Origin of the sequence: Aquabacter cavernae (assembly GCF_003993795.1) — a bacterium.
Classification (GTDB): domain Bacteria; phylum Pseudomonadota; class Alphaproteobacteria; order Rhizobiales; family Xanthobacteraceae; genus Aquabacter; species Aquabacter cavernae.
The window spans coordinates 23,677-45,723 of sequence record NZ_RWKV01000016.1; the positions used below are offsets into that span (position 1 = coordinate 23,677).

At 62.7% G+C, this 22,047-nt stretch carries 17 protein-coding genes, 1 tRNA gene and 1 pseudogene; 8 read left to right on the forward strand and 11 right to left on the reverse strand.

The features are described from left to right. The first annotated feature begins 19 nt into the window (after positions 1-19). Together EJJ38_RS15860 and EJJ38_RS15865 are read left to right on the forward strand one after the other, a co-directional pair. Complete coding sequence (locus EJJ38_RS15860; protein WP_127091127.1) at positions 20-685, forward strand: hypothetical protein; 666 nt, start codon at positions 20-22, stop codon at positions 683-685. Positions 686-769: 84 nt separating this feature from the next. After that, complete coding sequence (locus EJJ38_RS15865; RefSeq protein ID WP_127091128.1) at positions 770-1,975, forward strand: M14 family metallopeptidase; 1,206 nt, start codon at positions 770-772, stop codon at positions 1,973-1,975. 387 nt (positions 1,976-2,362) lie between these two features. Here EJJ38_RS15865 and EJJ38_RS15870 read toward each other — a convergent pair whose 3' ends face one another. The 3 genes from EJJ38_RS15870 to EJJ38_RS15880 all read right to left on the reverse strand — a co-directional run bounded on the left by EJJ38_RS15870 (position 2,363) and on the right by EJJ38_RS15880 (position 6,035). After that, the gene (locus EJJ38_RS15870; protein ID WP_127091129.1) at positions 2,363-3,544 is read right to left on the reverse strand and encodes a YeeE/YedE family protein; all 1,182 of its coding nucleotides are present in this window, start codon (positions 3,542-3,544) and stop codon (positions 2,363-2,365) included. 83 nt (positions 3,545-3,627) lie between these two features. Further along, a complete protein-coding gene (locus EJJ38_RS15875; RefSeq protein ID WP_127091130.1) occupies positions 3,628-4,563 on the reverse strand; it encodes a sulfurtransferase in 936 nt (311 codons plus the stop codon). Between the two features lie 569 nt (positions 4,564-5,132). Further along, positions 5,133-6,035, reverse strand: a complete 903-nt coding sequence (locus tag EJJ38_RS15880; protein ID WP_127091131.1) for an SDR family NAD(P)-dependent oxidoreductase — start codon at positions 6,033-6,035, stop codon at positions 5,133-5,135. 58 nt (positions 6,036-6,093) lie between these two features. Between EJJ38_RS15880 and EJJ38_RS15885 the strand changes: the two genes are divergently transcribed. The 4 genes from EJJ38_RS15885 to EJJ38_RS20355 all read left to right on the forward strand — a co-directional run bounded on the left by EJJ38_RS15885 (position 6,094) and on the right by EJJ38_RS20355 (position 9,249). Next, a complete protein-coding gene (locus EJJ38_RS15885; RefSeq protein ID WP_274704740.1) occupies positions 6,094-6,798 on the forward strand; it encodes a TetR/AcrR family transcriptional regulator in 705 nt (234 codons plus the stop codon). Positions 6,799-7,617: 819 nt separating this feature from the next. Continuing rightward, the gene (locus tag EJJ38_RS15890; protein ID WP_127091133.1) at positions 7,618-8,334 is read left to right on the forward strand and encodes a hypothetical protein; all 717 of its coding nucleotides are present in this window, start codon (positions 7,618-7,620) and stop codon (positions 8,332-8,334) included. Beyond that, on the forward strand, positions 8,331-8,849 hold the full coding sequence (locus EJJ38_RS15895; protein ID WP_127091134.1) for a DUF6650 family protein: 519 nt from the start codon (positions 8,331-8,333) through the stop codon (positions 8,847-8,849). The genes EJJ38_RS15890 and EJJ38_RS15895 overlap by 4 nt, the downstream gene beginning before the upstream one ends. Before the next feature lie 262 nt (positions 8,850-9,111). Then, positions 9,112-9,249, forward strand: a complete 138-nt coding sequence (locus tag EJJ38_RS20355) for a hypothetical protein (protein WP_164738536.1) — start codon at positions 9,112-9,114, stop codon at positions 9,247-9,249. Between the two features lie 336 nt (positions 9,250-9,585). Here the strand turns inward: EJJ38_RS20355 and EJJ38_RS15900 are convergent, their stop codons facing one another. Both EJJ38_RS15900 and EJJ38_RS15905 read right to left on the reverse strand, forming a co-directional pair. After that, a complete protein-coding gene (locus EJJ38_RS15900) occupies positions 9,586-10,791 on the reverse strand; it encodes an LPD7 domain-containing protein (RefSeq protein WP_127091135.1) in 1,206 nt (401 codons plus the stop codon). 20 nt (positions 10,792-10,811) lie between these two features. Next, positions 10,812-11,063 carry a hypothetical protein gene (locus EJJ38_RS15905; RefSeq protein ID WP_127091136.1) on the reverse strand — a complete coding sequence of 84 codons (252 nt, stop codon included), beginning with the start codon at positions 11,061-11,063 and terminating at the stop codon, positions 10,812-10,814. On the opposite strand from EJJ38_RS15905, the gene EJJ38_RS15910 reads away from it, so the two are divergent. Beyond that, the gene (locus tag EJJ38_RS15910) at positions 11,050-11,553 is read left to right on the forward strand and encodes a hypothetical protein (RefSeq protein ID WP_127091137.1); all 504 of its coding nucleotides are present in this window, start codon (positions 11,050-11,052) and stop codon (positions 11,551-11,553) included. The two genes, EJJ38_RS15905 and EJJ38_RS15910, sit on opposite strands and share 14 nt — an antisense overlap. Here EJJ38_RS15910 and EJJ38_RS20910 read toward each other — a convergent pair. After that, positions 11,554-11,925: pseudogene (locus tag EJJ38_RS20910) on the reverse strand (relaxase/mobilization nuclease domain-containing protein); the annotation flags it as partial. Positions 11,926-12,579: 654 nt separating this feature from the next. Here EJJ38_RS20910 and EJJ38_RS15920 point away from each other — a divergent pair. Continuing rightward, the gene (locus EJJ38_RS15920; RefSeq protein WP_127091139.1) at positions 12,580-15,990 is read left to right on the forward strand and encodes a class I SAM-dependent DNA methyltransferase; all 3,411 of its coding nucleotides are present in this window, start codon (positions 12,580-12,582) and stop codon (positions 15,988-15,990) included. A 272-nt stretch (positions 15,991-16,262) separates the two neighbouring features. Here EJJ38_RS15920 and EJJ38_RS15925 read toward each other — a convergent pair whose 3' ends face one another. The 5 genes from EJJ38_RS15925 to dapD form a co-directional block, all read right to left on the reverse strand. Continuing rightward, positions 16,263-17,234 carry a DUF3102 domain-containing protein gene (locus EJJ38_RS15925; protein ID WP_164738537.1) on the reverse strand — a complete coding sequence of 324 codons (972 nt, stop codon included), beginning with the start codon at positions 17,232-17,234 and terminating at the stop codon, positions 16,263-16,265. Positions 17,235-17,329: 95 nt separating this feature from the next. Next, positions 17,330-18,757 (reverse strand): hypothetical protein, encoded by a 1,428-nt coding sequence (locus EJJ38_RS15930; protein ID WP_245454285.1) that lies wholly within the window; start codon positions 18,755-18,757, stop codon positions 17,330-17,332. A 426-nt stretch (positions 18,758-19,183) separates the two neighbouring features. Beyond that, positions 19,184-20,806 carry a site-specific integrase gene (locus tag EJJ38_RS15935; RefSeq protein ID WP_164738538.1) on the reverse strand — a complete coding sequence of 541 codons (1,623 nt, stop codon included), beginning with the start codon at positions 20,804-20,806 and terminating at the stop codon, positions 19,184-19,186. A gap of 72 nt (positions 20,807-20,878) precedes the next feature. Continuing rightward, positions 20,879-20,968: transfer RNA gene (locus tag EJJ38_RS15940), tRNA-Ser, on the reverse strand. A gap of 200 nt (positions 20,969-21,168) precedes the next feature. Continuing rightward, complete coding sequence (gene dapD, locus EJJ38_RS15945; protein ID WP_127091142.1) at positions 21,169-22,014, reverse strand: 2,3,4,5-tetrahydropyridine-2,6-dicarboxylate N-succinyltransferase; 846 nt, start codon at positions 22,012-22,014, stop codon at positions 21,169-21,171. Between the last annotated feature and the right edge of the window lie 33 nt (positions 22,015-22,047).

Below are 22,047 nucleotides of genomic sequence, written 5' to 3' on the forward strand. Positions count from 1 at the left end.
CAAACCCAAGGAGGACTTCATGCCCGCGAAATACGTGAAAACTTTCGCCGCCGCTTGCCTTCTGACGCTTACCGCCGGGGCTGCTCACGCCCAGACCGCGGACATGACATTCTTCGTGTCCAGCGCGGGATCGGGCAAAGGGGCGGACCTTGGCGGCCTCGAAGGGGCGGATGCCATCTGCCAGCGCCTCGCGCAGGCCGCGGGTGTGGGCGGCAAGACCTGGCGCGCCTATCTCTCGACGCAGGCTGCGGGCGGGGCGGCGGCCGTGAATGCCCGCGATCGCATCGGCCCCGGACCGTGGCGTGATGCCAAGGGCGTGGTCATCGCCACCAGCGTCGCCGACCTGCACAGCGCCTCCTCCAATCTCACCAAGCAGACCGCGCTCAATGAGAAGGGCCAGGTCGTGAACGGTCGTGGTGACACGCCGAACACGCACGATATCCTGACAGGCTCGCAGCCCGACGGCACGGCCTTCGGCCCGGGCGAGGACCGGACCTGCGGCAACTATACCAAGAGCGGCACGGACGGTGCCGTGATGGTGGGCCACCATGACCGCACGGGCCTCGATGATTCTGCGGCGGCGAAGTCCTGGAACTCGTCCCACCTCTCGCGGGGCGGCTGCAGCCAGGATGCCTTGAAGGGCACCGGCGGCGCCGGCCTGCTTTATTGCTTCGCGACAAATTGATGCCGCGAACGTCACGCTCGTTGTGACGTTGCCAGAGAGACGTAGCCCGAGAGACGTGGCCTGAGAAAAGGGAGAGCGTGCGAAATGTCTTCTGAAACAGAAGATCATATGGGCCGCCGCGACTTCCTCGTCTCATCCATTGCCGTCATTGGCGCATCGGCGGCTCTGGTCGCCGATGCCGACCGCGCGAACGCGCAAGGACCGGCTGCCTCCCCTGCCGGCCCCACGCCCGGGAAACCCGGGGGAACGGTCTTCACCGGTGACGTGATCGACGGGAAGAAGGTGGTCAGCGCGCTCAACGTGGATGACCTGGAGCCCGGCAAGAAGCACCTTCTCTATTTCCAGGGCGTCCAGATGCCCACCGGCCAAACTTGGTATGTGTCGGTGGTGGTCGCGAAGGGCGCAAAGCCGGGCAAGCGCGTCGTCCTCGTCAGCGGCGTGCATGGCGACGAGATGAGTTCGGTGCACACGGTCCAGAGCGTGATGAACCAGCTCGACCCCGCGCAGATGTCGGGCACCGTGATGGCGGTCACGGACGTGTCCCGCCCGGCCTTGGAAGGCATGCAGCGCCGATGGCCCAATTCGGGCAGGGGCGCGGATCTCATCGACATGAACAGGGAGTGGCCGGGGAACGAAAACGGCCTCACCGCCCCCAGCCGCCATGCGGGGCTCCTGTTCAACCGCCTGCTGCGGCCGAATGCCGACGCCGCCATCGACTTCCACACCGGGACGACCGGCTTCGACGTCACGGCCTTCAACATCGGCGGCATGGATGTGCCCGAGATCAAGGCGATGGTGGAGCTCTACCCCGTGGGCCAGATCTTCGACAATCACGTCTATCCCGGCGTCCTCCACAATGCCTTGATCGATGTGGGCATCCCCGCCTTCACCCCGGAGATCGGCGCGGCGCGCGTCGTGGATCGCGAGATGAGCGCACTGTTCGTGGAGGGCACGCTGAACGTCATCAAGCACCATGGCATCCTTCCCGGGCCCATGGGCCGGACGGGCAAGGACGTGAACGTCTTCGTCGGCAACAGCGCCATCCCGATCCTTGCGACCCAAGGCGGCCTTGTGGAGCATCTGGTGAAGCTCAATGACAAGGTGACAGCCGGGCAGAAGGTGGCCGTCCAGCGCAACAGCTTCGGGGAAGTGGTGGCGGAATACACAAGCAGCGTCGCCGGAGAAGTCGCGGGCCAGCGCAGCGACGCCATGGCCGAGCCCGGCAATCCCCTCGCCTTCATCCTTTTCCAGAAGGCGACGCGGGACGGCGGCGATACCTATCCCGAGTGATCCTGCCTTCGATGCTCGCCTCTGCATGTTCGTGCCGATACGGCACGCTGTGGGAACGATCGAACACCGCAGTGGCCGTTGGAGATGGACACTACCAGAACCTGACCTCGGCAGTGCCCGCAATGGGTCAGCGCGGGCGGCGGAGCGATCACGGGAATGTACCGCGAGAGCGTCTCAGCCTTTCATGGAAACGCTGAGACGCTCACTCTCTTTGTTTTACCGCATTTCCTTCACGCGAACCGCTTCACACTTCGCTCGGAAACGCTCACTCTTTTTGTTTTACCGCGTTTCCTTCACGCGAACCGCTTCACACTTCGCTCGGAAACGCTCCAGCGTTTCAAGATTAAGTTATGAAATACGTAGCTGCTTGAATTCGACAAGGCCCCTTTACGCGGACGCAAGTCGCCGACGCAGCGGCAGACCGGCCAACAGGCCGGCGCCGCTTGCAAAGAGAAAGACCCATCCGGACAGGGCGCCGGCATGGATGCCGGACAGCAGCACGCCCACGGTGCAGCCAAGCGCCGTCATGGCGCCCCACCCCATGAGCAGGCCACCCGCAAGGCCGGCCACGACATCCTTCCCGGTGGGGCGCCTGGGCGCGAATTGCCCGGCCAGCAGTGCCGCGACGAAGCTCGCCCCCACAAGCCCGGTGATGAAAACGCCGTTCTCGGAGAGGAGAGCGGTCTGTATCGCCGTGGCGCAACCGCGGAACGTGTCCAGTCCATGGAGCGTATCAGGAAGCCAGCCGGCCGCGTTGGCGGCGGTGCGCGCCAGGCTTCCAATCTCGGCGGTGACGCCGAGGGGCCCCACCCGCAGATAGCTGGCCGCGGACAGCACGCCGACCGCAATGCCGCCGATTGCGGCGGGCCAGCGCGCCACGAACAGCGCATGGGCGACGCTGCGCAGGTCGAGGGGGCGGGACGTGACGGGCTCGGCAGTCCCCCGTGAGAAGCGCAGGGCCAGCGCCGCCAGAAGGGCAAGGACCAGGAAGGTCGCGCCCAATGTGCCGGCATAGCCGAGATGATGCGGCAGCCAGACCACCGGCGCGTTCGAGATGACCGCCAGATAGAGCGTATTCCAGGTGAGAAAGCCCAGGACGAAGCCGGCGATGGTGCCGATGAGCGCGAACGGGGATGTGGGCGAGCCCTCTCCCAGCCGATAGAGGTGGGCGGAGATGCACGAGCCCGATATGGCCATGCCGAGGCCGAATGCGAAGGCGGCGCCGGCCAGCACCACACTCACCGGGCCGATATGGGCATCGGGAGGCAGGCGACCGGGCAGCGGCACGGGCAACCACGCCCCGACCACCAGCACATAGCCTGCCGCCCCCACGGCGAGAGCAATGAGGATGGACAGCACGCCGCGCGGATCGCCGCCTTCAACCAGATCCCGCGTATGGCAGAAGAAGCAGAAGCGCGCCCGCTGGAGCACCACGCCGAACACCGCACCCAGCGCAAGGGAGAGGCTGAGCGACCTGGAAGCGGCATCGCCTGCGGCGAGGTGCAGAATCCCGAGCAGGATCGCGCCGGCGACGATGCCGGCGGTGAGGAGGGAGGCGGAGCGAGCCATGGGGATGCCTGGAACGGAAAGACGGCGGCCACCGAGGCGCCGCCGTCCATCGCGGAATGATGGAATGAGGATGTGAGGCGGAGCTATTTGCCCTGCCAGACCGTTCCGGCCACGTTGGCGATGGGGACGCCCACCGCGTTTCCGTACTCGGTCCAGGACCCATCGTAATTGCGCACCTCGTACCCCAGGATGCGGGAGAGCGCGAACCAGGTGTGGCTGGAGCGCTCGCCGATGCGGCAATAGACGATGACCGGCTTGGAGCCATCCACGCCCGCGTCCGCATAGAGCTTCTTCAGCTCCTCCTTGGACTTGAACTTGCCGGTCTCAGGATCAACCGCCTTCGACCAGGTGACATTCTTCGCGCCCGGGACGTGGCCGGCGCGGATCGACAGCTCACGCGAACCTTCCGGGGCGAACAGCTTGCCGGAGAATTCATCGGGCGAGCGGATGTCCACGATGACCGCATTCTTCTTGCCATCGACCACTTCCAGCACGTCCGCCAGCCGCGCGCGCAGTTGCGGGTTCGCCGCCGAAACGGTCAGGTCGGAGCGGGCATAGGCCGGAACCTTGGTGTCCAGCGGCAGGCCCAGCTTCTCCCAGTATTTGCGTCCACCATCCAGCAGCTTCACCTGATCGCCGAGGCCATAGATGTTGAAGACCCAGGCGCCCCAGGCCGCGAACCAATTATTGTTGTCGCCGTAGAGGACGATGGTGGTGTCCTTGGTGACGCCCGCCTTCTGGAGCAGGTCCTGGAACTTCGCGGAAGAGGCGATGTCGCGCCGCACGGTGTCCACGAGATCGGTATGCCAGTTGATGTTCACGGCACCGGGAATATGGCCGCGCTCATAGACGCCGGGATCGACGCTGACCTCGAACACCCGGACCTTCGGATTGTCGAGGTTCTTCGAGAGCCACTCCGCATCCACCAACGGCCCCTGTTGCGCCAGCGCGGCGACGGGCAGGAACAAGGCAAGGGCGCCTGCAACCAGCGCCCCCGCCCATGAGCGAGAGATCGACATGGGAATTTCCTTCGCATGGCCCGCTTCTTCGGGCCTTGGACGCGCAGGATTACCCAAGGGAATTTAAACGTCAATCATATCTATAGATTAAATTATATCACTCCCGAAACCCGCCCCACCAGCCCCCGCACCCCGCTCGTCATTGAACCTCCCCGCGAACCGAAGGGCGGATCCGCTTGCGGGCCGAGGGACTTCTGAAGCGACCGCGCGAGGTTCGCGAGCTGGGGCGCAATCTCCGTTTCGAGCACGGGCGTGGACAGGCTGGCGGCCGGGGCTCCGCAATTCAGCACATAGGGCACCGTGCCGTCCGGCATCGCGCGTGCGCGCGGCTCAGATCCAGCACATTTGGAATGTGATGCACTTGCAGCTCGTTTAGTTTTTTCTTTTTAAATCAATTCTTTAATAAAGAAGCTGGCGAGCGGAGGCCGACGAAGATGAGAACTATGAGATCGTCATAATTATCTGACAGATAAGCAGATCTTTCGCATTTTGCGGAAATCCGCGGGTTTCGGCAGCAGAAATGAAGAAGGGGCGGCCATATCGGACAAATGGCGGTGTTCTACGCCGCTTCACCTCACCGGAAATGTCACTCCGGTCAGTTCTTCGGAGAGGGTCCACAGGCGCCGCTGGACGGCCGGGTCGTAGGAGTCGGAGCTGGAGGTGACCAGCTTCGGATATCCGCGGACTTCACCCCACCCGCCGGGGCCGTAATATTGCCCCCCGAGGACGGCCGGATCGGTAGCGGCCCGCAGCGTCGGCAAGGCACCCATTTCGGGCTTTTGGGTAAGCAGCGGTGCCAGCCAGCGGATGGGGCCACGAAACGCGGCTGGCAGATTTCGGACGAGTTCCGTGTTGGACACTCCGGGATGGGCCGCCACCGCGATCGTGGTGCCATGCGGGGCGAGGCGGCGCTGCAATTCATAGGTGAACATCAGGTTGGCCAGTTTGGACTGGCCATAGGCGCCAGCGCGGCTGTACGAACGCTGCCATTGCAGGTCGTCGAAATGGATGGCGGCCTGAATACGATGGCCGGTGCTGCTGACTGTCACGACGCGGGAGCCGGGAACGGGCAGGAGGCGGTCGATCAGGAGACCTGTTAGCGCGAAGTGGCCGAGGTGGTTGGTGCCGAACTGCAGTTCGAAACCGTCCGAGGTGGTCTGCTTCGAAGTGTACATCACGCCGGCGTTGTTGATCAGAAGATCGATGCGCGGATAGGCGGCCCGCAGGTCGGCCGCCGCCGACCGGATCGAATTGAGCGAGGTCAGGTCGAGCGCCTGGACCGCAACGTCACCGGCGATGCGAGCGGCTGCCTGCTTGCCTTTCCCGACATCGCGGACCGCGAGAACCACTTTCGCTCCATGCGCGGCAAGCATCCGTGCCGTCTCAAAACCCAGCCCAATGTTGCCGCCGGTGACGATCGCGACCCGACCGTGCTGGCCGGGGATGTTCTGCTCGGTCCAATTGCTACTCATGACGCACTCCTATAGAACCGGCGGTCTGTAATAATGGAATTTAAAGACCGCCGGTCTTATGTCAAGAGACCGACGGTCTTTAATTGAGGGCGAAGGTTTGACTTTTCAGCGGGCGCGAAACGAGGAGCAGCGGGAGGCTCGACGCAGGGTCATCCTGGATACGGCGGCGGGGATGCTCGACGAGATGCCTTTGGCCGAGCTGAGCCTCAACGAACTCAGCCGCAGGGTGGGCTTGGCCAAGTCGAACGTCCTGCGCTATTTCGAATCGCGCGAGGCGGTGCTGCTCGAACTGCTGGACGATTTCCTTGGCCGCTGGCTCGTCGATCTGGCGGCCGAACTGGCCGGAGGCATCGACGCGCAGGCGGCGCCGGAAACACGATCCGCTCGGCTGGCCGAGATCCTCAGTTCCTCGCTGGCGGACCGGCCGGTGCTGTGCGACCTCTTCGGCGCGCAGGGCGGCGTCCTGGAGCACAATGTTTCGATCGAGGCGATCAAGCGGCACAAGCGGTCCTCGCTCGGCAGGCTCGCGACCATGACCGGACTCGTGCGGCAATATCTCCCCGAAATAGGTGACGGCGCGCAACTGTTCTGCCTGATGGGGCTTCTCTCGGCGGGCGCTATGTCGGCCTACGTTCCGCCGCCACCCAGCCTCCTCGCCGCGTATGCGGAAGAGCCTGCCCTTGGCGTCCTGCACATGGAACTGCGTGAGGCGCTGCGGGCGTCCTTCACCTCGACGCTTCTGGGGGTGCTACCACGTGCCTGACAGAGCATCGATCAACCAGCGGCTCATCCGCGCTGGATCTTCAGTCCCAGCATTCGATGCCACCATATCGGTCTGAAGCGTGGAATCGACGGTTCTCTTTACCGCATAGTGGTATGCGGCGATCGGCGGAAATATCGGGCCACAAAGGGAAATCGGCGGAGCTGGCGGAGAGAGAGGGATTGTCTCCCTAAAACCCGCTAAGCCATTGATATAGATGTGCCACATGCCGCGCACGGGTATCGCAACGGGTACAGTCGCCGTCGCTCTACGTCAACGGCTTGCGCGAGAATTCGCCTCCGGGGCAGTCTCGTCCTGGAACAGGGGCTGAGACAATGCGGACGATCATGATCATCGGAAGCCTCGCGCTGGCAGCGACGTCTGCGACGGCACGGGATCGTTGGGCTGGGGAATGGGCCGGAGATTGCGGACAAGACGTCCAATGCTGGATTACCATCTCCCCCGGCCGCTCAGGATACGCAATTGGGTGGGTGGTCGCCGATCGGATGGATGCGAACAAGGTCCTGTGCAGGCTCGATGTAACTTCGGTCAAGAATTCTCAGCGGCTCTCGGGGACGACCGCCGATGGTCGCGCGATCACCGTCATGATCGTCAAAGGGGGAGCCGCGATCCGGGTGGAGGGCACCCCTGCGGTTTCATGCGGGGGAGCAGAGCGGCCGGTGACGGGGGTGTATTCCCCGATCGGGGATTGAGCTGGACCAGCGAGAGCGCGACGCACTCTATAGAAGCAGAACGAGTTCGATTCCTCTTACCACGACGATTTCGCCGCCGAACCATCAACCTTTTTCAATGGAGGGTTCCATGGATGCGAGAGATGACTACGTTAATCGCATCAAATTGGCGGAGAATCAATTCAGACTAGCTTGCACTGTTCATCTGGCGGTGTGCAACGAATTGCAGACGCTTGATGTTCCCGTAGAATGGAACTTTGGAAGGCATCGCGTATCTTATCGCGAATTCGGATTGAGATCCGATCAAGCTCCTCTTGCCGCAAGCTTGCTCGAAGATACTGCCATGTTCGCGCTGGTGAGCACAATTCGCGATGCCTTGGTTAACGTATTTCCAAATACAAAAAGCAACGAAAATACCAAAATTGTTTCCGCGTACCAGATCAGCCGAATGATTCGAAATGCTTTCGCGCATTCAATGGTTGATCCTGTTTGGTCCATCGATTCCGATTGCGTAGATCGGGTGTTTGCCATCGAAGACGTCATCGAAATTAAGACCCGAGGGATTCATGGAAAGCGGGTGAAGTGGACGGATTACGGTGGTCCTCTGGCGATTTTTCATTTCGGCCGGTTCGTACGAGAGGTGCTTCTTGAATCGCCCGTAGATCCCAACAGAAAGGAACCCGATTTCCCCTCTATCGCCTCCTATCAATTGGGCCGCATGGTCTGGCGCAAGGTCGATGAGTTGCCTAACGGCTTGGTCGAGGTTGCCCGCGCAGGACCGGGCGAAAGCATCGATCTCGGGAATGGGTATCGTCTTGTTAATTTGGGCAAGGAAAATACCAAATGATGTCGAAGGCGCGTCGTGCTTTCCAATCCCTGATTGGGCGTCTTACGGGTTTCTCGACACCCATATTCGGGGTTTCGTGGGAGCCTCCCACGCTGGAGCGGGACGTGGTCAGGCGTCTCGTGACCTTCCTTGAGGACCGCCGGGTTCTATACGTCCCATACTGCCTGGAAATTCCCAGTGAGGTCGAAGCCTCTGTTCTCCTCATCAGGGAGGAGTTAACGCGAACCCTCCAGAGCCTTCCTGAGGCCTCTCCCGCGGCAGCCACTGCGCGGGCACTTCGTGCGGCCTGCCGCAAGTTCCTTGATGAGCCACGACCAGATTTCAGGAACATCTGCGGCCAATATGGTCGCTGGACTGATCGGATAGGCGACGAGCAGGCCGGATTCTTCGTCGCCCTCGGGGAGTTGCGGGCGTCATTCGGAATTCACGTCGGAACCTTGGCGATTGCCTATGGAATTGACGTCGAGGAGGAACTCGCCGCGATCCTTCCCTCAGAGGAAGCTTCCGAAGCATAGGAAGAGAATGCCTGTCCTCGCTTCGATGGTCTCAAAGTGTGTCTCCGCTTCCTAGGAGATGAAGGCTGGGAGCTTGGAAGGGCTGCCGCGTGAAGAAGGATGGTCGCCGTCCCCCATCGCCATCTTGAAGCAATGTGGAAGGGACTCAGGTTAAAAATGGACGAGGTCGTAGAAGCGATTGGACAGAACGTCATCGGCCGTAGGAGAGCGATCAGGCGGGGCCGTTGCGAGGCCATACAGCGCATATCATGGGTCGGGATGGATGATCCATCATCCCGATCCGGCCGCGTTCAGCGCTGCTCAAGAAGCGATCGCGATCCCGACCCTCGTCTCGCAGGCCAGCCGGAAAGGCGCCCCGGGAGAAGCCTGCCTTCTGCGGCTGCCCGCGCAGCTTGAATGAGCCGGTTTCCCCTTTCGCGCCATTCCCTCAGGCAGTGGGAGGGGCGGCAACGAACTTCGATTTCCCGGCGACGCCACTCGTCGCCGGGGATCGTTTCGAAGAAGGCCTGGAGGGCTGTATCCGAAGCGATGGTGACATCGCGACCGAGGAATGGACACCACCGCTGTCCCGGAAGCCGAATGCGCCGCCATCGATCATGGCTGCTGGCGGATCGTCCGTCGCACAGCAACCAAGCCCCGAGGTCGCCATCGTAACGGACATATTCGTGATGGGCATCACCAGTGGCCCGCCGGATGACGTATCGACGGAGACGGGATGCTGCGCGATCGGGCATCGTCACATCGCCAGATTGGGGCTGCCGGGATCGTCGCTTTCCGGCGTGTCCTTCGTCTCCTGGGAAAGCTGCTCAGGATCGGACTGGCGGCGTTGCATCGTGAGCTCTTCTGCACCGAGTGAACGGAAGCGGCCAAGTTCCGGGATGAGGTCTACCGGCTCGGCTTCGGCGAGTTCCCGGCGCTGGTCATCGTCGAGATATGAGCTCACGAATGCCCGGAGTTGCGGGCTCAGCCTTCCGAGCGCTGCGATGTCTCCTGCGGCGGCGGAGCGCAAGGTCTCCGCTTCTCGACTGCCGGCACGAACGAGGCCGACAGCGACGTCGTGCTCCTTGGCCTTTCGGACCTCAGCCTCCCATGCGCGTTGGGCGACATCGGAAGGCTGGCACCGATGCAACTCGACGCCTGCCCGCTGCGCCTCGAGCCAGAGCATGTCACGGTCGGCGCGGCTCCACGGGCCGGAAAGCTCGGCATCGCCGTCCCAAGCCTCACTGGCCTTGAGGATGATGGCTCTGGCGGCTTCCGGACTCAGATGCCCATGGAGTTCAACGTGGTCTCCCGTATCGTGGAGATGAGCACCTCCCGCGTCGACCCAAGCGCCATCGGGCGTCGGCGTCGCATCGTATCCGCGCTCACGCCACCACGTGACCAGACTTTCAGTGACGTGCGCCGAAACGGAGGTCGGGCGTGGCGTCGTGACACCAATCCGGCGGGCCTCACCCGCTGGCACGAGGCGTTCGATGTCCCAGCCGCCTGCGGCAGCCAGTTCTTCCGCCAACGTTCCCGCCCGGCCGACGGGCCCCCAGGTCCTGACGACGCCCGCCTTCCGATCTATCTCTACCCAGCCGCGATCACGCATGAGGATCCGCGTTGGCGTGGAGGGACCGCCGGCCTTCACCATGTGCAGATCGTCGCCCCATCCGGTGGCGTCGAAGCCGGGGACTGCTGCTGCGAGCAGCTTCGTCTTGTAATCCTGCTTGTGGCCGGTCGGGCCGAACCTCTTGATCGCCATCGTTGAATCCCTCCGTGCCTGGGATTCAGGATGTGGGAAAATGCTGCCGGCGGTAGCCGGCACGAGGATCCGCTGGGCATCGTCAGCCAGAGCCCCGATGTCGATACGGGAGAGAGCGAGCGCGGTTGCACGATCGCGGATGGAACGACGCATCGGGCGCAGCCGAATGGCCTCCGCGTTGGAACGGATACTGGTCACGTCGATCCGACGAAGAAGCGCTACCGTCGCCCGATCGGAAGCGGTCCAGCGGGTACGCGTGCCTGGATCTCCGTGAGCATTTCCGAGTGCTGTCCCAAGATCGCTACGATCGTCTTCAGCAGCGACTTGATCTCGTCGAGACTCCCGGACGCTTCGGGCTCCTCGAGGAGGCTCAGGAGCGGCAGGAGGCTGCGCCCGATCTCGTGGGCGCCACGGGCTTCCCGGAAGATGGCCTCGCCCGGAGACCTCGGGCGGCTGGTGTCGTCGGGCATCGTTCTGTTCCTCCTGATTGGGCATAGAAAGGGAGCCGAGACGTCGCCTGACGTCAGCGGCAACGATCCTCCTGCCGTCTTCTCGAGCGGCGGCAGCGAGGATGCGGGTGAGACCGTGGACGCCTGCGGTGCGGTCAATGACGATCGGGCCGCGATCCCCTCGAGCGAGACGCAGACCTTGATCGGCGAGGGCGGCGGCGAAGGCCGGGCCGTCATCGGAACTGCGCCAGGCAACAAGAGCAGCAGCGCGTATCTCGGTGATCGGGGTGCCGGTGCGGTCAGCTTGCCCCCGTTCTCGGGGAGTTTGAGTGGCCACCGGGCGGCGGCCGCCGAGAAATCCCGCGGCCTCCATCGCATTGGCGACGTCGCGACGCCCATCCTGCACAAGGGCCTGATGGACGGCGCGGTTGTGCTTGCCGCGCACGAAGGGGAGGCCGCATTCATGCTCGACGAGACGGCTCACCTTCTCGCGGCGGGCGTATTCATGTGAGAGGTCCGTGACCTTTCCGTCCGGGCGCACGAGGCTGTAAACTACATGGTAGTGCGTGCGCCGGCTCTTGATGTGCTCCACGCCGCAGCGAGGGGCATCCTGAAGGTCGAATTCACGCTCATAGGCCGCCAGGAAGGCGTTCGTGACCGCCTCTCCGTCAGCCCCTATGGGAGGGTCGACATGAAGGTGATGAACAGGCCGATCGGTGCGACCGCGCCGGGAGACGGCGACGAGCTCTGCGATCTGGGATTTCAGATCGGCGGAGACTAGGTGTCGGGCTTCAAGCAACCGAACCTCCTGACCTCCCTTGCGGCTCAGGAGGTGGCGGCTCAGGGCGGGACCGCCGGCGCCTCGCGTTGAGCCCGCAATCACGTCAACGGCTCAGGCGGGAAACGAGCCGGGCAACGTCGGACTGCACGGATCTCAGGTCTGCGAGGGCGTTCTCGGTGTCGGTATGAGCCGCGTGCCCTGTTTCCCGGAGAACGCGGCAAAGCTGGACGAGCGCCCCGCCGGTTCTGGCGATGGCTGCCGCGAGGGTGCTGACCTCGACGAGATCGGCGGACGGGATCGTGGCGGGTCGTCGGGGAGGCGAAGGGGGCAGTGAATGGAATTCACTACGGTTGGGGAGGGCGCGGACGATTTCCTGCCGGACCCAGCCCGCCTTTGACAACCCTGCTCGTGAAGCGGCTGCCTCGAGGGAGGCGAACAGGTCTGGAGCAAGACGAATGCAGACGCCGGGCTTCATTGCTTCGCTCCGGAGGAAGAGCCTTCGATCGGTTCCATGCTCGGCTCCATCTCGTGAGTGGGGGTCAACGGGGGAGGGAACTCCTCCCCCTTGCCAGCATCGGGGCACTGCCGCAGGCAGATGCAACGACGGCTGGCTCACCCACGGTCGATCGCCGGCGGAGAAACGACAAGCGGTCGGAGAGCGTGCCTTTCGGTAGCCCATGGGACTGCCCCAGGCTGCGCGGTTGCCGTTCGACGAGGAGTTCCCCTACTGTCTTCCCCGCTTTGGGGGAGTCGGGAATGAGTGCGGCGGTTGAAGCGTTCATAGCGCGCTGGCAGGGGCGTGAGGGCGGGCAGGAGCGGGCGAATTACGCGCTCTTCCTTCCGGAACTCTGCGCCGTGCTGGGGCTGGCCCCGCCCGAACCCGCCGGTGCGTCTTCCGAGAGCAATGACTACGTGTTCGAGCGGGCGGTGAAGGAGATCGGCCGCGACGGTGCTGTCTCGTCCAAACGCATCGACCTCTACAAGCGTGATTGCTTCATCCTGGAGGCCAAGCAGTCGCGTTTCGCCGGTGCCAAGAAGCTGGCCGACGCCCCTAAGGATGGCGGCGCGAAGACGCGCGGGCGTCGTGGCGCCGACCGGGCTTGGGACGTACTGATGATGAATGCCCGGCGGCAGGCCGAAGACTACGTGCGCCTGCTTCCCGCGACCCACGAGCCGCCGCCGTTCGTACTGGTCTGCGACGTCGGCCACTGTATCGAGGTCTATGCTAATTTCCGGCGCGACGGGAAGGCCTACGACCAGTTTCCGGATCGCGCCTCTTTCCGCATCTATCTGGAGGATCTGCGCGACGATGCCGTCCGCGCGCGGCTGAAGGCCATCTGGACCGAGCCCATGACGCTCGATCCTTCCCGCCACGCCGCGCGGGTCACGCGCGACATTGCCGAGCGGCTGGCGGCTGTGTCGAAGGCACTGGAGAAAGAGAGTTACGCGACCGAGGAGGTGGCCATGTTCCTCATGCGCGTCCTCTTCACCATGTTCGCCGAGGACGTGGGCCTGCTGCCGGAAGACTGCTTCAAGGCCCTGCTCAAGGAGTGCGAAGCGGATCCCGGGATCTTCCCCGGCATGCTCGAGGATTTGTGGCGGGCCATGGACGAGGGCGGGTTCACGGCCACCATCAAGACCAAGGTGCGCCGCTTCAACGGCGAGTTCTTCAAGAACCGCCGTGCCCTGCCGCTGGACAAGAGGGCCATTGGCGAATTGCGGGCGGCGGCGGCATACAATTGGCGCGACGTCGAGCCCGCCATCTTCGGGACCCTGCTGGAACAGGCGCTCGATCCCGTCGAGCGGCGGCGCCTCGGCGCCCATTACACCCCCCGCGCCTATGTGGAGCGGTTGGTCATTGCCACCATCATCGACCCGCTGCGGGCGGAATGGGCGCAGGTGCTCTCCACCACCGAGAGGCAGAAGGCGGCGGCGCGCGGCAAGGACGCGGCAGCAACCGTGAAGGCCTTCCACGACAAGCTGTGCGACACGCGGGTTCTCGACCCGGCCTGCGGTACAGGCAACTTCCTTTATGTCTCGCTGGAACTGATGAAGCGTCTCGAGGGCGAGGTGCTTGAGGCGCTGGCGGACCTCGGCGGGCAGGAGGCGCTGATCGGCCTCGAGGGCCATTCGGTCGACCCACACCAGTTCCTCGGGCTGGAGATTAATCCCCGCGCCGCAGCCATCGCTGAGCTGGTGCTGTGGATCGGCCATCTCCAGTGGCATGTGCGCACGCGCGGCGGCCAGCCCAGCGAGCCGATCCTGCGAGCTTTCAAGAACATCCACTCTCTGGATGCGGTGCTGACCTGGGACGGCTATCCGGCGCCGCAGTGGGTCGACCGCGCTGAGGCCTATCCCAACCCGTGCATGCCGGAATGGCCGAAGGCGGAGTTCATCGTCGGCAACCCGCCCTTCATCGGCGGGAAGGATCTGCGCGCGCGGCTCGGGGACGCCAAGACCGAGGCTCTGTGGGCGGCGCATCCGCACATGAACGAGAGCGCGGACTTCGTCATGTATTGGTGGGACCGCGCTGCCGACATCCTGCTGCGTAAGGGCACGGCGCTGCGTCGGTTCGGCTTCGTCACCACCAATTCCATCAGCCAGGTGTTTCAACGCCGGGTGATGGAGCGCTACCTCGCCGCCAAGAAGCCGCTGTCGCTGGTGATGGCCATTCCCGACCATCCCTGGACCAAGGCCGACAGGGACAGCGCCGCCGTGCGTATCGCCATGACGGTGGCGGCGAACGGCAAGCGCGAGGGCCTGCTGCGCGAGGTGATAGGCGAGGACGGCATCGACACTGATGCGCCGATCATCACCTTCCACGACCGGACGGGAACGATCAATTCGGATCTGACCGTGGGGGTAGATGTCGGCGAAGCAATCGAACTCGTGGCTAACAGCCATCTGTGCTCAAATGGTATGAAACCTTTGGGGGCGGGCTTTATCCTGTCAGCCAGCGAAGCGCGCCGAATGGGCTACGGTCTCGGACGAGGGGTGGAGCGTCACATTCGGCCTTATCGAAATGGGCGGGACATCGCGCAGCGATCGCGTGATGTTTACGCAATTGACTTCTATGGATTAGATATAGATTCCGTCCGGTCTCATTTTCCAAAAATTTATCAACATCTTCTTGAAACGGTTAAGCCAGAGCGAGAATTGTCTGCAGTTCGTTCAAAAACGAAAGATGCTCAAGAGTATGCTAGGCTTTGGTGGTTATTTTGCAAGCCAAGACAAGAAATGAGATCGTTCTTAAATAATTTATATAGATTTATTGTAACAGTTCAAACTTCTAAGCATCGCGTATTTTCGTACATGTCCAATGATTTGATGCCTGATCAAAAGCTTATGGTTTTTGGCTTGGATGGGGGACATCACCTAGGCATTCTGTCATCGAGAGTACATACTACCTGGACTCTTAGAACATGCGGCTGGTTAGGGGTGGGCAATGACTCTGTTTACGTGAAGACACGTACCTTTGATACCTTTCCCTTTCCTATCGTCACCTCGGTTCAGAAAGCTAAAATCCGCGACCTCGCCGAAGAGCTCGACGCCCACCGCAAGCGCGTGCTCGCCGCGCATGATCATCTCACCCTCACGGGGCTCTACAATGTACTGGAGCGCCTGAAGGCCGGGGCTGCGCCCGCCGACCTAGACGCGAAGGAGCGGCGCATCTTCGACGATGGTCTCATCCTCATCTTGAAGGAGCTGCACGAGAAGATCGACGCCGCCGTGGCCGATGCCTATGGCTGGCCCGTGGACCTCCCGGAAGAGGAGGTGTTGGCCCGCCTTGTCGCGCTCAACAAGGAGCGTGCGGCGGAGGAGAAGCGCGGCCTCGTGCGCTGGCTGCGGCCGGATTACCAGATCCCCCGCTTCGGCTCCGCCGCCGAAAAGGCGAAGCAGCTCGAAGCCGATCTCGGAGACGAAGTCCCCGAAGCGGCGACGGGCGGGCGTCCGGCTTTCCCGAAGACCGATCGAGACCAGACCATCGCCGTTATGGGCGTCTTGATGCAGGCCGCCGGGCCGCTCGACGCCGCCGCCATAGCCGCCACTTTCAAGTCCGCTCCGAAGGTACGAGCGGCGGTGGCCGATGTTCTCCAGGCCATGTTCCGGATGGGGCAGGTGGCCTCTACGGACGGTACCTCATTTGCGCTCCGTCGAGCAGCGTAACGCCATTGGCCCGGCACGCATCGTTGCCGGTCTTTGTCTTGGGAATGAGGAGGGAGTGGCCAGAGAGAAAGGGGCTTTCGACAGGCCATTTCGGAGAGGAGAGACTAGCGGACCGTGATGGGTAGATCGTCACCATGATCGTGGCGCCGTGGTGGGGCTTCTTTTTTACTATAGACCATATTCCCCACCCCCTCTTCACGGTCTCGGACAGGCGGGTGCACCTGAAATTGAGAAGCATGAAGGCGCTCGTCTCCATCGGGAAGGTCGGAGTATCAGGGGCCGCCGAATGCGAGGCGCATCCCGGCCCGAGCTGCCGAAGCCTTCTCGCGTTCGTTCGAGGAGAGGACGCCGTGCAGCGCTTTCTTGCCCCGGGCGATCAGCGCGGGGACATCCGCTGCCTTGGTCGCTTCCCAGAAGCTCGAATGCCCGATATCGCGAAGGAAAGCTGCGGCGTCCGCCCATGGCCCGGGGGCATGCTCGACTCGGTCAAGCAGCGTCGTATGGACTGCCTTGGTAGGGGTGGTTGCCCGCCGCTGCGTGACCTGTTCCAGGGCATCGGTGAGCCACTTAGCGCGAGCGTGTAGTTCGCTTTGGAGCTTGCCGAGACTGTACTTCCCGGTCGATGCCAGCAGCGCCTCGGCATCCTCAATGATCCGGAGCACGATCAGCATGCGGTCGATGACCTGAGGCACTAGTTCGTCGCGAGCTTCGTTGGCCATTTCCCGCAGCGTATCGGCCGCCGTCGGGGATGCCCGGATGACCTTGGCCTTCTCCGCGGCTTCATCATCCTTCTGTCTCTTGCGATGTGTCTTCACGATCTTGTCGACGTCTGCCACCTGGAGCTTCTCGCCCTCCTTCACGCGGTCAAGAACGTCCTCAAGGGCTGCTTCGGGTGCTGTTGAAAGGCGAACGATGGCGGTCTGCGGAAGCGCAAGATCCTCCAGCAGCATCGATTTATCCCGGAAGCATCGGAATACATTTATCGCATCCCTTGCCCACTGCTCCGACATTCCCGTTTCGGCCAGTATCCAGGGCCGCCATGCGCCATGGGGGAGCACGTCGCGCCACCTCTCCAATCGCTCGCCGATGTCCATGAGTGCGCCCAGCGCTTGAACTAAGCTCTTGCGGATTGCGTTTGCGTCCGCGCGCAGTGCCTTTCGTTGCTCGGCCGGGATCTGGTCGTAGTCAAAGCGGACGACGACGTCGGACGCCATTGTGTCGTTACTTGGTAGGCGTTTGGCCATTGGCGGGACCATCCTGCAAGGATCTGTTCTACGGACAACGGCAGAATGTTCTCAAATCCCCAATCATTGGGGATTTCTACCCGTGATGGCAGGCGTCACCGCGTCGTTCCGGCGGGCCAATTCGTGCGGACAGTCTTTCGGTCCAGACCGGTGCGGCGCGCTATACCTGCGACGGTGACCGTCTCTCCGGAAGCTTGCCCCTCTTCGATGGCTTCCCGGACCACCTCCGCTGATCGGGATCGGCGAAGCCCATGGGTGTAATGCGCACCGATAGCCTGCCGGGCACTGACGCCCTGAACGTCGACGACCTCGTTCGCGCAGGCACCGCTATCTCTTGTCTTGTCGGGCTTGCATAGATCGGGAGCCCAACGCGTAGCTGCATAATCCACGACGCGGTAGAGGATCGCTTGCGCCTGTTTCGGATGCTCCGCACTCTCGCTGGCGCGGGGCACTAGCGCTTCGAAGAGCTGCTGGGCAAGGGCGTCTCTGTCGCCGGTACGGATCGCCTCAAGGTAATCTACACTTTCGGCCCGGTGGAGCGCCTTGAGGGTTTCGTAAGTCCACGCTTGGAATGTTGCGAAGAGAACGTTGGACGCCTTGCGGTCTGTCCCAGCGAGCATCGAGGCGCTCTCCCGGATCATCGTCCGCCGGTTGGCCCGGGTATCCACCCAATCCCCCCACTCGCTGAGATTGGGAAATGTGGTTTCGTTCCAAATCGCGATCGACCAGAACGGGCTCAAGGGATTCTTGAAGCGCATGGCATTGGAGAGGGCACCGGGGTCGGCGCCGAGCGGAAGCAGCGCCTTCGTGATCCCTGCATGGACACCGCGCCAGAAAGACATGATGTCCCGTCGGCAGCGGGTATCGTTGGAGAACCATGTGCCTTGGTTGTACGGGAGGAGATAGATGGCATGTGGCCGCTCGATCCTCCCATCGTCGTCCTCGAAACCCACGACGACATGGGGCAGGCACGGCAGCCGGAGCTGCTCGAATTCGTATTGTAGCGCAGCCCAAGACGGGAACGTGTGATCGAGGTCTATCCGGAAGGCGCCGCGGACCTCACGGTTGAGTACAATCCAAGGTTCATCCAGCCCGAGAATTTTGGCGTCGGTATTGGACATGACGTCTTTCGAGCGACCGACCTGCATCTCACTCTGGCGTGGAGTGAGTTGCACGATGCGGCGGAGGACATGGCTAGCGTCAGACCGCAGCCCTTGCTCCAGGAATGGCTCGCGCCAACGCCCACCGATGTTGCCGCCGTGGAACTTGAAGCCCTCGGCGAGCCGCCGGTGAATCAGCTCGCGCCTGGCGATGAATCGCTCGATGAAGAGCTGGTTCTCTGGCGTGGCTTTGCCACGCTTCGGTGGCCGCCAGTCCGACATGGCTTCGCGCAGCCACCGCTCTTCGGCCCAACGGGTTTCAAACTCCCGGACTGGGCCGTCCGGCAGAGGCAAAATTTGTTGACGGTTCGGATCAGAGGAAGGCGTCGACTGGCTCGGGGGAATGCCGAGCCGGGCGGTCACCCGTCGATGCGACGGGCAGGTTTGACGCGTGCGATGCCGGTGATCATCCTAGACCTCGTTCACACCCCCCTCGCGAGCGCCTGCCAGCGCGATGACCGAGGGGGCCTTCAATTCAAGGCTGTGGTTCGGCGGCGAATGGGTCAAGCCCGCTTGGTGAAGGGGATCACCCGGACGACGCCATCCATGTCGAGCCGTCGGGCTATGGTCTGACTATCTCAAGAGTGCGCAGAAAATCGCACGAAATGCCCTTCGCGCGCGCGGCGACGCCAATCATGGCTCACGGGGGCTTTCGGCTCGGTTGCGGCCACCCACCTCTTCGGGGATCAGCGCGGACCTCCCCGGCGAGACCTTGGGACACTAGGTGGAGCTAGCCGCGCATCTTCTAGCTGGGTCGAAGCCAAGATTGGGTTCGCTTTTTGGGGCGGGCTATCTCGCTTGAGTGGTCTTCGACGCCGTCACCAAGTAGGGGCTGACGTCAAGCCCCTCGAGGAGGGGAAGTGCCGCGAGGACCTTGACTTCATCGACCCGCAATTGGCTCTTGCCATAACGGCGGCCAACGGTTTTCGGGGCGTGGCCGGTTTGACGGTCCGAAGTCCGCTCGTCGACCTTGGCGATGCTCATGATGTCCTTCGCGGTATGCCGCGAGGAATGGAAAGTCTGCTCGTAAGGCTTGTGGATTCCAATTTCCCGAAGACGTCGATTGAGACGTTTCGATGCCGCATCGGCGGGACGCTCGACTGCACCACCTTTCCCGGAGCGAAACGCATGAGGGAATATCCATTGGTCGTCAGTGCGAGATTTCGCGTACGCGACGAAACCTGCGTCGACTAGAATTTGATGCAAGGCAAAGGTACGGCGGGACTGCTTCGTCTTGATCTTCCGTTCCACCGTCTTGCCGCCCAGCATGAGAAGATCCGTCCTCAGGTCGGCTACCCAAAGCCCCGGCGTGATCTCATAGACATCCTTCCCCTGAAGGAAGACCAGCTCCCCCACGCGAGCACCGGTTACCGTACCGAGCAAAGGGAGCCATTTCAGATCCGGCCGGACTTCTCGCGCGGCTGCCGCGAACCAGATGTTCAGTTGCTCCACGGAGAATGGCTCCCGAGTTACGGACTCGGTCGCCTTGGACGAAATAGAAACGGGTGCGCTCAGTGGATTAAAGAACTTATGTTGCGCAGACAAGTATCTAAAAATTCCACGGAGCGGCGAAATATAATTCGCTTCGATAGAGGTTCGCGTTAAGGTCGATGATCGCCTATTTTCTGGCAGAGACTCATTGTATTCTGCGGATTCGGCGAGCGTTAAATTTTTCGTCTCTTCTCTCTTCGACCAATTCTCGGGAACTCGAACGAGAACGTTGGCAAAATGCTGGAAATCGGAAAACGTATAGGCTCCAGCAGGCTTGTCGCCAGCGAAGCTCATGAAGTTCCGAATTCTCGCCTCCAATGTTCGGACGCGCCGTGGGTCCGTTCCCTTGATCACTTGGTTCTCAATCCAAGGGGTTATGGTTGAAGACAAGAGCGGCCCCGCTGGCCCGCCGGTAAAGTGCTGCATCCGCCCGGCAAGCTCAGAGACCGTCGCCTCGATGGCATTCAGCCGCTGACTTCCCGCAGCACGACTTGCCTCCTTCACAGTGTCGCGGATCGCTAGAATTCTCTCCGAGGCATCGGACACGAAGGCCGCTGTACGCTTCTGCTCCTGATACCGGTCGGTGAGGAGGCGAAGCTCCAGGGCCTTGAGATCGGCCAGACGACGCCTCTCCGCAGACTCGGCAATGGCCTCCGCATCCGCGATGGACTGAATCAGCATCTCCTCGAGTGTCCGTATCAGCTCGTCGCGCGGATCGTCCTTGCCCATGAAGTCGCCGTTTCTTGCTGCCGAGAATCGAAGTTCGACCCACCCTGCCATGATCCTCACGATCCGACGAGCCGCTGGGAGAGGCATGGCCCCGAGCGGAATACGGATTGGCGACGAGCCGAACAGCGTGACAAGGTCGGACGGAATCCGAATCTGGAACCGCAGCCCGAATTGGCGTCTATCGAGGTACATGGCGCGAGTACACTCACGGGTACGAAGGCCCGCGTCGCTCATGAAACATCAATTAAATCAATGGGTTAAAGCTGGCGGAGAGAGAGGGATTCGAACCCTCGATACAGTTTCCCGTATACACGCGTTCCAGGCGTGCGCCTTCAACCACTCGGCCACCTCTCCGCAGGCGCTGGGCGCGCGGGGTTTTGCGGCAGCAGGACATTCCAGGGGAATGCCGGAGCCGCAAACCCTCGCCTCGGGTCCGCAGACGCGAACGGTGCCGGTTGAGAGCACCAACCCCAGGCGAGGCGGCGGAATATAGCGGTTCACATGGCTCTGGCAAGCCGTGTTTCGCCACTTTTCCGCGGAATTACCGCATGCTCTCAGTCGCGCAGCAGATCGTTGATGGAGGTCTTGGAGCGGGTCTGCTCGTCCACCCGCTTCACGATCACCGCACAGGCGAGCGAGGGGCCGGGGGTGCCGTCCGGCAGCGGCTTGCCGGGCAGCGCGCCGGGCACCACGACGGAATAGGCCGGAACCTCGCCGATGAAGATCTCGCCGGTCTCGCGGTCCACGATCTTGGTGGAGGCGGACAGGAAGACGCCCATGGAGAGAACCGAGCCGCGGCGGACCACGACGCCCTCAACCACCTCGGAGCGGGCGCCGATGAAGCAATTGTCCTCGATGATGACCGGGCCCGCCTGGAGCGGCTCCAGCACGCCGCCGATGCCCACGCCGCCGGAGAGGTGCACATGCTTGCCGATCTGCGCGCAGGACCCCACCGTCGCCCAGGTGTCCACCATGGTCCCCTCGCCCACATGGGCGCCGAGATTGACGAAGGACGGCATCAGCACGACGTTCGGGGCGATATAGGCGGAATGGCGCACGATGGCGCCCGGCACGGCCCGGAAGCCCGCCTTGCGGAAATCCGCGCTGTTCCACCGCTCGAACTTGGACGGCACCTTGTCCCACCACGCCGCGCTGCCGGGGCCGCCGGTGATGATGTTCATGTCGTTGAGGCGGAAGGACAGCAGGACCGCCTTCTTGAGCCACTGATTGACGGTCCAGGAGCCGTCTGCGGCCGGGGCGGCGACGCGCGCCTCGCCGGCGTCCAGCATCTTGAGCGCCTGCTCCACGGCTTCGCGCACCTTGCCGCGGGTGGAGAAGTCGATCTCGGCCCGCTTCTCGAAGGCGTCGTCGATGATGGTTTCCAGTTGCGCGTGGGACATGGGCTTCCTCTCAGGATCGTTCCGCCGGCAAGG